This window comes from Burkholderia sp. MSh2 (assembly GCF_000731655.1).
In the GTDB taxonomy this organism is placed as follows: Bacteria; Pseudomonadota; Gammaproteobacteria; order Burkholderiales; family Burkholderiaceae; genus Burkholderia; species Burkholderia paludis.
This window is the reverse complement of record NZ_JPGM01000022.1, coordinates 65,246-78,304: the sequence shown is the minus strand read 5'-3', so window position 1 is coordinate 78,304 and position 13,059 is coordinate 65,246. Positions and strand designations below refer to the sequence as shown.

The window sequence follows — 13,059 nt, the reverse complement described above, 5'->3', positions numbered from 1 at the left end:
CCTCTTTACGATTTCGACGAAACGGCGGCGACGGGGCCGGCGTGTGCGGGAGCGGCGTCGCGCGTGCCGGCCAGTTCGGCGGCAAGGTGACGCTCGGCGATCAGCTTCAGCATGAGCGTGACGAGCGCCAGCAGCGCCAGCACCGACGCCACCGCGAACGCCGCCGCGAAGTTGTATTCGTTGTACAGGATCTCGACGTGCAGCGGCATCGTGTCGGTCTGGCCGCGGATATGGCCGGACACGACCGACACCGCGCCGAACTCGCCCATCGCGCGCGCGTTGCAGAGGATCACGCCGTACAGCAGGCCCCACTTCACGTTCGGCAGCGTCACGCGGCGGAAGATCTGCCAGCCCGACGCGCCGAGCACGCGTGCAGCCTCCTCCTCGTCGGTGCCCTGCGCCTGCATCAGCGGAATCAGCTCGCGCGCGACGAACGGGAACGTGACGAAGATCGTCGCGAGCACGATGCCCGGCACCGCGAAGATGATCTGCACGTCGTGATCCTGCAGCCACGGCCCGAGCCACCCTTGCGCACCGAACATCAGCACGTACACGAGGCCCGAGATCACCGGCGACACCGAGAACGGCAGGTCGATCAGCGTCGTCAGCAGCGCCTTGCCGCGGAATTCGAACTTCGCGATCGCCCACGACGCGCATACGCCGAACACGAGGTTCAGCGGCACGGCGATCAGCGCGACGGTGAGCGTCAGCTTGATCGCCGACCACGCGTCGGGATCGGCCAGCGATTCGAGATAGAAGCCGATGCCCTTGCGCAACGCCTCGACGAACACCGCGGCGAGCGGCACGACGAGGAAGAACGCGAGGAACGCCAGCGCGATGCCCGTGAGCAGCCAGCGCACGACGCGCGACTCGCTGACGGGATCGAGCCGTTTCGCGGCACGCGTGGCCGCCGACGGGTTTTTCAGCACGGCGCTCGCCTCCTGGCTCATTGCTGGCCTCCTGTTGCGACGGCGGTGACGGCGGCGGGCGCGGGGCCGCTCGCGCCCTTGCTCGTCCGGCGCTGCAGATACCACTGCAGCGTGTTGATCAGCAGCAGCATCAGGAACGACACCACGAGCATGACGACCGCGAGCGCGGTCGCGCCCGCGTAGTCGTACTGCTCCAGCTTGGTAATGATGAGCAGCGACGTAATCTCGGATTTCATCGGCACGTTGCCGGCGATGAAGATCACCGAGCCGTATTCGCCGAGCGCGCGCGCGAACGCCAGCGCGAAACCGGTCAGGAGCGCCGGCAGCACGGCCGGCAGCACCACGCGGCGGAACGTCAGCCAGCGCGACGCGCCGAGGCACGCGGCCGCCTCTTCCTGCTCGCGCTCGAAATCCTCCAGCACCGGCTGCACCGTGCGCACGACGAACGGCAGCCCGATGAAGGTCAGCGCGACCAGCACGCCGGCGGGCGTGAACGCGATCTTGATGCCGAGCGGCGCGAGATACTGGCCGACCCAGCCGTTGGTCGCATAGACGGCCGCGAGCGAAATGCCGGCGACCGAGGTGGGCAGCGCGAACGGCAGATCGACGATCGCGTCGACGATGCGCTTGAGCGGGAACGTGTAGCGCACCAGCACCCATGCGACGAGGAAGCCGAACACGGCGTTGATCAATGCGCCGCCGAGCGCGGCCGAGAACGTCAGCCGGTAGGACGCGAGCACGCGCGGCGACGTGACGGCGGTGACGAACTGGTCCCACGACAGCGTCGCGGTCTTCAGGAACGTGGCGGCGAGCGGAATCAGCACCACGAGGCTCAAATAGGCCACCGTGATGCCTAGCGTCACGCCGAAACCGGGCAGCGCGCTCGGCTTGCGAAAGGTGTACGTCGTCATCGGATGCTCTTGCTGGGTCGATGCAGCTCATGGGTCCGACGCAAACGCCGGCGCAATGCAATTGCGCCGGCGGCCCGTCGGGGATGCGGCGCGCTGTCGTGGCGCGCCGCTGTCGTTATGGCGTTACTGCGGCTTGTAGATCGAATCGAACACGCCGCCGTCCGCGAAATGCGTCTTCTGCGCATTCGTCCAGCCGCCGAACGTGTCGTCGACCGTGTACAGCTTCAGCTTCGGGAACTGCTTCGTGAGCTCCGCCGGCACGTTCTTCGAACGCGGGCGATAGTAGTTGCGCGCCGCGATCTCCTGGCCCTGCGGGCTGTACAGGAAGTTCAGGTACGCTTCGGCCAGCTTGCGCGTGCCCTTCTTGTCCACCACCTTGTCGACCACCGCGACGGGCGGTTCGGCCAGGATGCTCACCGACGGCACCACGATCTCGAACTTGTCGGTGCCGAATTCCTTGACCGACAGGAACGCCTCGTTTTCCCACGCGATCAGCACGTCGCCGATCCCGCGCTGCACGAAGCTCGTCGTCGCGCCCCGCGCGCCCGAATCGAGCACGCCCGCATTCTTGTAGAGCTTCGTGACGAATTCCTTGGCCGTCTGCTCGTTGCCGCCCGGCTTGTGCTGCGCGTACGCCCACGCGGCCAGGTAGTTCCAGCGCGCGCCGCCCGACGTCTTCGGGTTCGGCGTGACGATCGAGATGCCCGGCTTGGTCAGGTCTTCCCAGTCCTTGATCCCCTTCGGATTGCCCTTGCGCACGAGAAACACGATCGTCGACGTATACGGCGACGCGTTGTCCGGCAGGCGCTTCTGCCAGTCCTTGTTGACGAGCCCCTTGTTCGCGAGCGCATCGATGTCGTAGGCCAGCGCCAGCGTGACGACGTCGGCCTGCAGGCCGTCGAGCACCGAGCGCGCCTGCGCGCCCGAACCGCCGTGCGACTGCTTGAAGTTGACGGTCTCGCCCGTCTTCGCCTTCCACTCCTTGCCGAACGCCTGGTTGAAGTCCTGATACAGCTCGCGCGTCGGGTCGTACGACACGTTCAGGAAAGTCGTATCGGCCCACGCATGCGACGCGACGCCCAGCACCGCCGCCGCGCCCAGCGCGAGTGTTGCGATCAGGCGGCCCACTCCGCCCACCAGCCCCGTATTGCGCTTCGCCATCCTTGGTTCTCCAGTGTTGTCGGTATTGCGATGTCGGGCCAGTCTAACGAACGGGTTACATGATTAAAAATAATCGTTCCTTATTTTTTAATACTCAAAAGTGCTAACGCAGACGGGATGGACGGTTGCGGCAGATGAACCGGCGTCAGGACGTCGCGAAATCGCGGCGGAACCGGCGCGATCGCGTCGAACCTCACGTAACACTTGAAATTCGCGGAGTACTGTATAAAAATACAGCTCACTGTCTATCCATACAGTTGAGCCATGACCAAACTCACCGCCCGTCAGCAGCAAGTGTTCGACTTGATCCGCCGCGCGATCGAGCGCTCCGGATTCCCGCCCACCCGCGCCGAGATCGCGGCCGAACTGGGCTTCAGTTCGCCGAATGCGGCCGAGGAGCACCTGCGCGCACTGGCGCGCAAGGGCGTCATCGAGCTGGCCGCCGGCGCGTCGCGCGGCATCCGCCTGCTCGGCATCGACGACGCCCCGCACCAGTTCACGCTGCCGCACGCCGGCCTGATGCAGTTGTCGCTGCCGCTCGTCGGCCGCGTCGCAGCCGGCAGCCCGATCCTCGCGCAGGAACACATCTCGCAGCATTACGCGTGCGATCCCGCGCTGTTCTCCAGCAAGCCCGACTACCTGCTGAAGGTGCGCGGCCTGTCGATGCGCGATGCCGGCATTCTCGACGGCGACCTCCTCGCCGTGCAGAAACGCACGGAAGCGAAGGACGGCCAGATCATCGTCGCGCGTCTCGGCGACGACGTCACGGTCAAGCGCCTGATGCGCCGGCCGGGCGGTCTCGAGCTGATCGCGGAGAACCCCGATTACGAAAACATCTTCGTCAAGGCCGGCAGCGCGGAATTCGCGCTGGAAGGCATCGCCGTCGGGCTGATTCGCTCGGGCGAACTCTGACATTCCGTCTCGCTGAGGAGAACATCATGGAACGCCTTGCCCGCCTGCTGCCTTTCCGCCAATTCGGTCGCCTGCGTCATCTGCGCGGCCGCACGCCCTGCGCGCCGCTATCCGCGGCCGCGCCGGTGCAAGAAGAAATCGCAGTCGAACGGCAGGCGCCCCTGCTGCCGTCGGCGCTCCCCGCTTTCGCGCGGGTGTCGCTGAACGCCGGCCTGAATCACGCGGAACCCGCGCGCCGCGCGCCGGTACGCGTGTATCACGGCCGTTCCCGCCTGATCATGGTCGGCACGATCGATGCCGTATGCCGCATGATCGACCGCTGCATCGCAGAGGAACGATCGGCCGCGCAAAACGGTCTCTGATTGCGGAACATTCCCGCACCGGAGGCAACGTGACCGTATCGCCGGGCCGCGCATCGCGGCTCAAGCCCCTGCTGATCGTCGTGCTGGCCGTCGCGGTCATTGCGGCGATCGGCTATGCGTACGCGTCGCCGTATGTCGCGCTCGGTCGTCTGAAATCGGCGATCGATGCGCGCGACGCGCAGGTCATCAGTGAATACGTGGATTTTCCGTCGCTGCGCATCAGCCTCAAGCAGCAGGTCACGGAAGAACTGATGCGCCGGATCGACGCGGTGAAGAAAGACAATCCGCTCGCGATGATCGGCGCACTGATCGGGTCCGCGCTGATCGGCCCGCTGGTCGATGCGTATACGACCCCGGAGGGCGTGGCCGCACTGATGAGCGGCTTGCCGCCGCGCGGCACGCCGGACGAGCGTCCACCTGAATGGTCGAATCTGCCGCCTGGCCATGCACCGGGCAACGCGTCGGCCAGCCCGGCCCCGGCAAGTGCCGCCGTTGCGGGCAGCAACACGGGCGCCGCGTCATTGCCGGCTCCGGCCTCTGCCGCGCCGGCCGGCCCGGGCGATCCGGAGAATCCGCCGCACCGGCAGCAAACCAGCGCCGGCTACCGGAACATCGACGAGTTCGTCGTGACCTACCAGCGCAGTGCCGACGGCACACGCTATGCGGCTATCTTCCACCGCTTCGGCCTGTTCTCGTGGAAGTTGTCTGCGATCGACCTGCACGCGTAACGGCTCGCGGTCGGCGCCCGCGCGGTTGATCCGGCGTGGCGCCCGACCCGCGCGAATCGCCGGCCAGGCCGCCATCGCATCAGACGATCATTTGCCGCTCGCCGTGGCCGCTTCACGCTCGCGCGCCATCTCGGCCTTCTGCTCCTGCGCCGACGAACACGCCACCAGAATGCTGCAGTTCACGCGATCGAGCAGTTGCGTGTTGCCCGACCCCATCCACCATCTCGAGAGCCCGCTGCGGCACCGGTGGCCGACGACGACGAGGTCGACATTCAGCTCCGTCGCGAGATTCGCGATTTCATCGATCGGATAGCCGAACGCGAAATGGCCCTCGGCTTGCACCCCGCGCTCGCGTAGCCAGTTCACGCCTTCCTGCAGGATTTCGCGTGCTGTTTCCTCGAACCGGCCGCACGCGACGTCGGTCAGCAGACCCGCGCTCTGCGCAATGCTCGAGCGCATGTCGACCACCGACAGCAAGTGCGTTTCCGCCTTCAGGTCCATGGCGAGATTGGCGCCGCAGCGCAGTGCCTTGCGCCCTTCGAGCGAGCCGTCGTAACACAGCAGAATCTTGTTGTAGCTAGCCATGTAACCTCCCTATCGCAATACGAGCCCACGCCTTCATCATGGTGCGCCGCAATTCAGGACGCAAGGGATGGAAAACGCTGATTCGCCCCGCCTGGCATGTGCGCGATGATGCGGTGCACGATCGGTGCGGGCATGCATCGCACCGTGCACGCATGCGCTGAAGCGACGCAGCCGATGCACTAGAATGGCCCGTTCGTACTCCCGCGTGCCGTCAGGCGCACGGGGCGCACGCTTCGGTCATGCCCGTGTGACACGCATTCGTCCGATCCGTTCGCCCGCCGGCCACGCATCCGGCGCCGGAACGCTTCCGCGCCCGCACACAACGACAAACTGCCCATGTCCGTTGCACCGATCGATTTCCGGAACGTCGTCAAGCACTACGGCGACAAGCGCGTCGTCAACGGCCTGTCGTTCACCGTGCAGGCCGGCGAATGCTACGGCCTGCTCGGGCCGAACGGCGCCGGCAAGACCACGACGCTGAAGATGCTGCTCGGCCTCGCCCAACCCGACGCCGGCAGCATTTCGCTGTGCGGCGAACCGGTCCCATCGCGTGCGCGGCATGCGCGCCAGCGCGTCGGCGTGGTGCCCCAGTTCGACAATCTCGACCCCGACTTCAGCGTGCGCGAAAACCTGCTCGTGTTCGGCCGCTATTTCGGCATTCCGACGCAGGCGGCACGCGCGCTGGTACAGCCGCTGCTGGAATTCGCGAAGCTCGAGAACAAGGCCGACGCGAAGGTCGGCGAGTTGTCGGGCGGCATGAAGCGCCGTCTCACGCTTGCCCGTGCGCTCGTCAACGATCCCGACGTGCTCGTGCTCGACGAGCCGACCACCGGCCTCGACCCGCAGGCGCGGCACCTGATGTGGGAGCGGCTGCGTTCACTGCTCGCGCGCGGCAAGACGATCCTGATCACCACGCACTTCATGGAAGAGGCCGAACGGCTGTGCGACCGCCTGTGCGTGATCGAGGAAGGCCGCAAGATCGCCGAGGGCGCGCCGCGCGCGCTGATCGAATCGGAGATCGGCTGCGACGTGATCGAGATCTACGGGTCCGATCCGGTTGCACTGCGCGACGAGCTGTCGGCCTTCGCGAAACACACCGAGATCAGCGGCGAAACGCTGTTCTGCTACGTGAGCGACCCCGAGCCGCTCAACGCGCGGCTCAAGGGTCGTACGGGATTGCGCTATCTGCATCGCCCGGCCAATCTGGAAGATGTGTTCCTGCGGCTCACGGGCCGCGAAATGCAGGACTGATCGAACATGGATGTCCGCAACTATTCCGCCGCCGCACCGTCCGCGCCACAACGCGAGTCGCGCTTCGCGATCGCGCTGCCGGCAAACGCGACCAACTGGGCCGCCGTCTGGCGACGCAACTATCTCGTGTGGCGCAAGCTCGCGCTTGCATCGATGTTCGGCAATCTTGCCGATCCGATGATCTATCTGTTCGGGCTGGGTTTCGGGCTCGGCCTGATGCTCGGCCACGTCGACGGCGTGTCGTATATCGCGTTTCTCGCGGCCGGCACGGTCGGGTCCAGCGTGATGATGTCCGCGAGCTTCGAATCGATGTACTCGGGTTTCTCGCGGATGCACGTGCAGCGCACGTGGGAAGCCATCATGCATACGCCGCTCGCGCTCGGCGACATCGTGCTCGGCGAGATTGTCTGGGCAGCCAGCAAGGCGATGCTGTCCGGCGCCGCGATCATGCTCGTCGCGGGCGCGCTCGGCTACGCGCGGTTTCCGTCGATGCTCGCCGCGCTGCCCGTGATCGCGCTCGCGGGCCTCGCGTTCGCCGCCGTCGCGATGATCGTCACGGCGCTCGCACCGTCGTACGATTTCTTCATGTTCTATCAGACGCTCGTGCTGACGCCCATGCTGCTGCTGTCGGGCGTGTTTTTCCCGACCTCGCAGTTGCCGCCGATCGCGCAGCACGCAGCGCATGCGCTGCCGCTCGCGAACGCGGTCGAGCTGATCCGGCCCGCGATGCTGGGCCGGCCGGCGACGGATGTCGCGTTGCACGTCGCCGTACTGGCCGGCTACGCGGTCGGCGGCTTTCTGCTGTCCGCGTGGCTGTTCCGGCGACGGATGATGCGCTGACGGCCGGCGCACGCGGCGCCGGCATCATGCGACGACGTTACTCGTCGTCGTCGCTCCACGGGATCTCGACGTCGGTCAGGAACGCGACGGTCGCGAGCGGGCCGCCTTCCTGGCGGCCGAGCTTGCCGTCCGCGCGGTGCCATTCGACGCGGAACTGCGTGCCCGGATCGTCTGCCACCAGATACACCGTGCGCAGCTCCTCCTTCTCGGCTTCGTCCACCGGGCCGTCGAACGACACCAGCATCTTCTGCGGCCACAAGCCGTTGACCGGATCGTAAATGCGGTCGCCCTGCGGGATCTCGATGCTGGCCTCGACGCCGATCGTTGCGGAGGCCTCGATGATCATCGTGCCGAGTGCGTTCAGCACGGCGGTCGCCCGCGCGGAATTGGCCTGGCGGATCGAGAGATCGCCGCGCGTCAGCGCCTTTTCGAGTCGAGGATGGATCTTCGGTTGGGTCATGCGTTTTCCTGTTTGCTTCTTGTAAAGGGCACCGCACGCGCGAAACGGCGGCGCCGGATGAATACGACGATGGCGCCGGTCGGCGCACCGCTCGCGCGTGTCAGAACCCGAGCGCGACCGCGAGCAGGCCGCTCGCGATCCCGAACACGACGACGAGGATCGCGACGATGGCCAGCATGTACGGCTTGAACGAACGCGCGAGCATGGCGAGCGACGGCACGCTGATCGGCGGCAGCGTCATCAGCAGGGCCGCGGCCGGGCCGACGCCCATGCCGAGCGACAGCATTGCCTGGATGATCGGCACTTCCCCGGCAGTCGGGATCACGAACAGCATGCCGGCAATCGCAAACGCGACGATCCAGCCGAGATGGTTGCCGATGTCCGGACCGATATGCGGGAACAGCCATGCACGCGCGGCGCCGAGCAGCAGCACGAGCACGATGTATTCGGGCACGAGCCGCACGACCATGCGCGCGAGCAGCTTCATCCAGCGGACGAACGGATTGCCGGCCGCGGCCTGCCCGGCCGCCAGCGCGGCGAGCTGCGCATCGTCGACGCTGGCGTCGCCCGGGCGCGCGAGCCGGTTCAGCAGATAGCCGATCCCGAACACCATCGCGATGCCGAGCACGAGGCGCAGCATGCTCCAGTGCCAGCCGAGCACGAAGCCCATGAAGACCAGCGCCGCCGGGTTCAGCACCGTGTTGCCGAGCCAGAACGCGACCGCGCCGCCCGGCGATGCGTTGCGAGCCCGCAGGCCCGCGACGACCGGCGCCGCGCAGCACGTGCACATCATCCCGGGCAGCGACAGCAGGCCGCCCGCGGCGACGCTGCCGAACCCGGTACGGCCGAGCACGCGCGCGACCCAGTGCGCGGGCAGCAACGCCTGCACGGCCGAACCGAGCAGCAGGCCGAGCACCATCGCCTGCCAGATCGCCTTGCCGTACGCCCATGCGTAGTCGAGCGCCGCCTTCAGCGACGGCTCGGGTGCGGCCGCCGACGTGCCCATCAGGATCGACTGGCCGATCGAATGATGCTCGGCGGCAACGAACGCCTTGTTGTAGTACGGAAACCATTTCACATAGAACAGGCCCGCGACCGCGATCAGCAGGAAGGTCATCCAGCCGAGGGCCGGGCCGGGTTGGGTGCGTGTGGTCGTCATCGTGTGGTCGTCGATTGGTTTTTGTCGATTACGGATTCCGCGCCCGTCGCGAGCGCGGCCGACGCGGGCAGCCCGGCTTGCGCGAGCCGGGCCAGCAGCGTGCGCGCCTGCTCGCCCACGTCCGCCGCGTTGGGCCGGAACGTGAGCGTCAGCACCCGGTTCGGCTTGCCGTACGTCGCGCGGTAGGTACGCGCATAGGCGGGATCGTAATGCCTGTCGATCAGTTCGGCGAACAGGTCGGCGCGCGCGTCTGCATCGATCAGCGCGTTCCAGCGCGTCACCTCGTCGCGGCTGTGCAGGCCGATCAATCGATGCAGTTGCGCCTTGAAGGCCGCCGGATCGTCGAACAGATGGCCATAGTCGTTGAGGAGGAAGTCGATGCGCTCGTCGTGCGTCGCCTCGACCTGCACCCACGGCCCCGCGTGAAACGCGTCGACCAGCGCGATCGGCAACTGCACGAGCCCGATCTTGCGGCTTTCCGATTCGACGAACACCGGCCATTGGGGGTCGAAACGCTCGAGCGCCCCGACGAGCCCCGAATCGAACCCTTTCTGCGTCGGCTGCGGCTTGCCAGGCAACGCGCCGAGCAGCGAGCCGCGGTGACACGCGAGCGCTTCGAGATCGAGCGTTTGCGCGCCCACGTCGCCCAGGGCGTTCAGCAGGCGCGTCTTGCCGCAGCCCGTATGGCCGACAAGCGCGATGTAGCGAAAGCGCGTCGGCAGCAAGTCGAGCGTCGCGCACACCGAGCGGCGGTAGGTCTTGTATCCGCCTTCAAGCTGGCGCGCCTTCCAGCCGATCAGGTTGAACCAGGTCGTCATCGAGCCCGAACGCATGCCGCCGCGCCAGCAGTAGATCAGCGGCCGCCAGTTGCGCGGCCGGTCGGCGAACGTGGTGTCGAGATGGCGCGCGATGTTGCGCGCGACGATCGCCGCGCCGACCCGCGTCGCCTCGTAGGGCGAGACCTGACGGTACATCGTGCCGATCAGCGCGCGCTCCTCGTTGCCGAGCACGGGCGCGTTCAGCGCGCCGGGAATATGATCCTCGGCGAACTCGAGCGGCGTGCGCACGTCGATGAGCTCGTCGAACTCGCCGGCGCGATCGAGGGTGGCAATCAGGTTCTTCAATTCGGTGTCGAACAGGGGCGATGCGGCTCGATGAGCCGCACGGACGCGGAAGGCGGATTGGCGATTATCTCACGGGCCGGCGTCTCGGTCCGCGCCCGACGGCCGGCGGCGGCGCGGCGGCCTGCATCGCGTCGATCAGGTGATCGCGAAAAGCCCGTACCGACGTGGGCAGGTCGCGCCCCGCCATCGTCTGCACCTGGATGCTGCGCTCGCGAAGCTGCGGGTTCGTCACGGGCACGACGACGAAGCCGTCCGCGTCGCAGCGGTCGCGCACCGACAGCAGCCCCGTGAACATCACCGCGCCCGTACGCCGCGCGTAGCCGTACATCGCCGCCGTGTTGTCGCTCGTCAGCTCGGGCTCGAGCAGCAGCCCGTCGAGCGCGCATGCGATGTCGATCAGCTGGCGCACCGTCGTGCCGGCCTCGGGCAGCACGTGCGGGTGACACGCGACATCGGCGAGCGATACCGCGCCGCGTGTCGCGAGGGGATGGTCGTGACGCACCAGCGCGAAGATCGGCGCGCGCTCGGTATGCTCGACGCGCACGCCCTTCTCCGGCGCGAGGCTGAAGGTCAGCGCGATGTCCGCATCGCCGTCGCGCACGCGCCGCGTCGCGTCCGCCGGCGACACGACCCACACGGAGAAGTCGACGCCCGGGTGACGCGCCTTGAAGCTCGCGAGCGCGCCGGGCAGGAAATCGATCGCGAACCCTTCCGAGCACGCTATCTTCAGCAGGCTGCCGTGCAGCGCGTCGAGCCCGCCGATGTCCTTCATCACGTGCTCGGCCTCGAGCAGGCTGCGCTGCGCGAACGCCAGCAGCCGCTCGCCCGCCTCCGACAGCGCCATCCCGCGCGGCCGGCGCTCGAACAACGGCGCGCCGAGCTCGCCCTCGAGCTTCGCGATCTGGCGGCTGATCGCCGACACGGCCACATGCAGCCGCGCGGATGCGTCGCTGATCGAGCCGGTACGCGCCACCTCCACGAAATACCGCAACGCCAGGCCATGCAGGAAAGCCGCCATCGTTCCGTCTCCACGCCGCGCTTGGTCAGTCTGCTTTGCCTTTTCGGCAAAGAAAGGTTCGAAATTCGATCATTGTGACAAAAAAAACGGCTTTCTAGAATCGATCGCACTTCCCGCTGCATGCACGACACGCGCGTGCAGCCCTCGACCCAGGAGACACGACTTGAGCCGTACCGCCGCCATCCAGCACGCGCTGAACCAGTTCGAATCCGGTGCGTTCTTCACGACCCTGAGCCGCCGCGTCGGCCTGCGCACCGAAAGCCAGGACAGCGGCAACGAAGCCGCGCTGCGCGCCTACCTGAGCGACGAAATCGCGCCCGAGGCCGCCCGTCTCGGCTTCGCATCGCGGATCGTCGACAACCCCGTCGACGGCGGCGGCCCGTTCCTGCTCGCGTCCCGCCACGAAGACGACGCGCTGCCGACCGTGCTGATCTACGGTCACGGCGACGTCGTGCGCGGCTACGACGCGCAATGGCGCGCGCCGCTGTCGCCGTGGACGCTGACGGCCGACGGCGACCGCTGGTACGGCCGCGGCAGCGCCGACAACAAGGGCCAGCACACCATCAACCTGGCCGCGCTGGCGAGCGTGCTCGACGCGCGCGGCGGCCGGCTCGGCTTCAACGCGAAACTGCTGATCGATATGGGCGAGGAAACGGGGTCGCCGGGCCTCGACGCGCTGTGCCGCCGGGAGCGCGACGCGCTCGCGGCCGACGTGCTGATCGCATCCGACGGTCCGCGCATCGCCGCTGCGCGCCCGACCGTGTTCCTCGGCTCGCGCGGCTCGGTCAACTTCAGGCTGGGCCTGCGCGCCCGCGACGGCGCGCACCATTCCGGCAACTGGGGCGGACTGCTGCGCAACCCGGCGATCGTGCTTGCCCATGCCCTCGCGAGCCTCGTCGACGCCCGCGGCGCGATTCGCGTCGCGGGGCTGCGTCCGCCGCCGATCCCGGCCGCCGTGCGCGACGCGCTCGCCGATCTTGCCGTGGGCGGCGGCCCCGGCGATCCGGCGCTCGACGCGGACTGGGGCGAGCCCGGCCTCTCCGCGGCCGAGCGCGTATTCGGCTGGAACACCTTCGAGATCCTCGCCTTCAAGGCGGGCAATCCCGAGCACCCCGTCAATGCGATCCCGCCCGTCGCGTATGCGCACTGCCAGTTGCGCTTCGTCGTCGGCACCGACTGGGAAGCGCTGCATGCGCACCTGCGCGCGCACCTCGATGCGCACGGCTTCGCCGACGTCGAGATCGACGTCGAGCGCGGCGCACCGGCGACGCGCCTGTCGCCGGACGATCCGTGGGTCCGCTGGGCCGTCGCGTCGCTCGCGCGCACCACCGGCAAGCGGCCCGCGATCCTGCCGAATCTCGGCGGCACGCTGCCGAACGAGGTGTTCGCCGAGACGCTCGGACTGCCGACGCTGTGGGTGCCGCATTCGTACCCGGCGTGCTCGCAGCACGCCCCCGACGAGCATCTGCTTGCAAGCGTCGTCCGCGAAGGGCTGCAGATGATGGCCGGCCTCTTCTGGGATCTCGGCGACGACGCGCCGACCGTTCGCCAAGCGGCGCCCGCCACGGCTGCCGCCGCCCTGTAACGCGCGCTTCGCCCCCTTTCAAGGAAGCTGCCCA

14 protein-coding genes are annotated in these 13,059 nt (G+C 67.7%); 6 read left to right on the top strand and 8 right to left on the bottom strand.

Annotated features, from left to right (window positions below; translation table 11 throughout):
• Positions 1–5: 5 nt before the first annotated feature.
• From cysW to GQ57_RS15080, 3 genes are all read right to left on the bottom strand, one after another.
• Positions 6–950, bottom strand: a complete 945-nt coding sequence (cysW, locus tag GQ57_RS15090; RefSeq protein WP_034198251.1) for a sulfate ABC transporter permease subunit CysW — start codon at positions 948–950, stop codon at positions 6–8.
• Positions 947–1,840, bottom strand: a complete 894-nt coding sequence (gene cysT, locus GQ57_RS15085; protein WP_031398629.1) for a sulfate ABC transporter permease subunit CysT — start codon at positions 1,838–1,840, stop codon at positions 947–949. The genes cysW and cysT overlap by 4 nt, the downstream gene beginning before the upstream one ends.
• A gap of 123 nt (positions 1,841–1,963) precedes the next feature.
• Entirely contained in the window at positions 1,964–3,001 is a 1,038-nt protein-coding gene (locus GQ57_RS15080) for a sulfate ABC transporter substrate-binding protein (protein ID WP_031398628.1), read from the bottom strand.
• 264 nt (positions 3,002–3,265) lie between these two features.
• On the opposite strand from GQ57_RS15080, the gene lexA reads away from it, so the two are divergent.
• From lexA to GQ57_RS15065, 3 genes are read left to right on the top strand one after another with little or no spacing between them, the layout of a single operon-like run.
• Positions 3,266–3,913, top strand: coding sequence for a transcriptional repressor LexA (lexA, locus tag GQ57_RS15075; protein ID WP_009689103.1), 648 nt, complete (start codon positions 3,266–3,268; stop codon positions 3,911–3,913).
• A gap of 26 nt (positions 3,914–3,939) precedes the next feature.
• Entirely contained in the window at positions 3,940–4,275 is a 336-nt protein-coding gene (locus tag GQ57_RS15070; RefSeq protein WP_031398627.1) for a hypothetical protein, read from the top strand.
• Between the two features lie 29 nt (positions 4,276–4,304).
• Positions 4,305–5,003 (top strand): DUF2939 domain-containing protein, encoded by a 699-nt coding sequence (locus GQ57_RS15065; RefSeq protein ID WP_034198250.1) that lies wholly within the window; start codon positions 4,305–4,307, stop codon positions 5,001–5,003.
• An 87-nt stretch (positions 5,004–5,090) separates the two neighbouring features.
• Here GQ57_RS15065 and GQ57_RS15060 read toward each other — a convergent pair whose 3' ends face one another.
• The gene (locus GQ57_RS15060; protein WP_031398625.1) at positions 5,091–5,588 is read right to left on the bottom strand and encodes a universal stress protein; all 498 of its coding nucleotides are present in this window, start codon (positions 5,586–5,588) and stop codon (positions 5,091–5,093) included.
• Positions 5,589–5,924: 336 nt separating this feature from the next.
• Here GQ57_RS15060 and nodI point away from each other — a divergent pair, with 336 nt between their 5' ends.
• Together nodI and GQ57_RS15050 are read left to right on the top strand one after the other, a co-directional pair.
• Entirely contained in the window at positions 5,925–6,839 is a 915-nt protein-coding gene (gene nodI, locus GQ57_RS15055) for a nodulation factor ABC transporter ATP-binding protein NodI (protein WP_031398624.1), read from the top strand.
• A gap of 6 nt (positions 6,840–6,845) precedes the next feature.
• The gene (locus GQ57_RS15050) at positions 6,846–7,679 is read left to right on the top strand and encodes an ABC transporter permease (RefSeq protein ID WP_031398623.1); all 834 of its coding nucleotides are present in this window, start codon (positions 6,846–6,848) and stop codon (positions 7,677–7,679) included.
• A 37-nt stretch (positions 7,680–7,716) separates the two neighbouring features.
• Here GQ57_RS15050 and GQ57_RS15045 read toward each other — a convergent pair whose 3' ends face one another.
• The 4 genes from GQ57_RS15045 to GQ57_RS15030 all read right to left on the bottom strand — a co-directional run bounded on the left by GQ57_RS15045 (position 7,717) and on the right by GQ57_RS15030 (position 11,440).
• Positions 7,717–8,139, bottom strand: coding sequence for a hypothetical protein (locus GQ57_RS15045; protein ID WP_031398622.1), 423 nt, complete (start codon positions 8,137–8,139; stop codon positions 7,717–7,719).
• A gap of 100 nt (positions 8,140–8,239) precedes the next feature.
• Positions 8,240–9,298, bottom strand: coding sequence for a permease (locus tag GQ57_RS15040; protein ID WP_031398621.1), 1,059 nt, complete (start codon positions 9,296–9,298; stop codon positions 8,240–8,242).
• Positions 9,295–10,422: a tRNA 2-selenouridine(34) synthase MnmH gene (mnmH, locus tag GQ57_RS15035; protein WP_034198249.1), complete on the bottom strand. Its 1,128-nt coding sequence runs from the start codon at positions 10,420–10,422 to the stop codon at positions 9,295–9,297. The genes GQ57_RS15040 and mnmH overlap by 4 nt, the downstream gene beginning before the upstream one ends.
• Before the next feature lie 64 nt (positions 10,423–10,486).
• Entirely contained in the window at positions 10,487–11,440 is a 954-nt protein-coding gene (locus GQ57_RS15030; RefSeq protein WP_034198248.1) for a LysR substrate-binding domain-containing protein, read from the bottom strand.
• 163 nt (positions 11,441–11,603) lie between these two features.
• Between GQ57_RS15030 and GQ57_RS15025 the strand changes: the two genes are divergently transcribed.
• On the top strand, positions 11,604–13,025 hold the full coding sequence (locus tag GQ57_RS15025) for a M20 family metallopeptidase (RefSeq protein ID WP_034198247.1): 1,422 nt from the start codon (positions 11,604–11,606) through the stop codon (positions 13,023–13,025).
• Positions 13,026–13,059: the final 34 nt, after the last annotated feature.

What these genes read in the sequence shown, in the direction of transcription:
- GQ57_RS15080 (WP_031398628.1), bottom strand. Translation starts at nt 3,001, where the DNA reads ATGGCGAAGCGCAATACGGGGCTGGTGGGCGGAGTGGGCCGCCTGATC.
- GQ57_RS15030 (WP_034198248.1), bottom strand. Translation starts at nt 11,440, where the DNA reads ATGGCGGCTTTCCTGCATGGCCTGGCGTTGCGGTATTTCGTGGAGGTG.
- nodI (WP_031398624.1), top strand. Translation starts at nt 5,925, where the DNA reads ATGTCCGTTGCACCGATCGATTTCCGGAACGTCGTCAAGCACTACGGC.
- lexA (WP_009689103.1), top strand. Translation starts at nt 3,266, where the DNA reads ATGACCAAACTCACCGCCCGTCAGCAGCAAGTGTTCGACTTGATCCGC.
- GQ57_RS15045 (WP_031398622.1), bottom strand. Translation starts at nt 8,139, where the DNA reads ATGACCCAACCGAAGATCCATCCTCGACTCGAAAAGGCGCTGACGCGC.
- GQ57_RS15060 (WP_031398625.1), bottom strand. Translation starts at nt 5,588, where the DNA reads ATGGCTAGCTACAACAAGATTCTGCTGTGTTACGACGGCTCGCTCGAA.
- GQ57_RS15050 (WP_031398623.1), top strand. Translation starts at nt 6,846, where the DNA reads ATGGATGTCCGCAACTATTCCGCCGCCGCACCGTCCGCGCCACAACGC.
- cysT (WP_031398629.1), bottom strand. Translation starts at nt 1,840, where the DNA reads ATGACGACGTACACCTTTCGCAAGCCGAGCGCGCTGCCCGGTTTCGGC.
- cysW (WP_034198251.1), bottom strand. Translation starts at nt 950, where the DNA reads ATGAGCCAGGAGGCGAGCGCCGTGCTGAAAAACCCGTCGGCGGCCACG.
- GQ57_RS15070 (WP_031398627.1), top strand. Translation starts at nt 3,940, where the DNA reads ATGGAACGCCTTGCCCGCCTGCTGCCTTTCCGCCAATTCGGTCGCCTG.
- GQ57_RS15040 (WP_031398621.1), bottom strand. Translation starts at nt 9,298, where the DNA reads ATGACGACCACACGCACCCAACCCGGCCCGGCCCTCGGCTGGATGACC.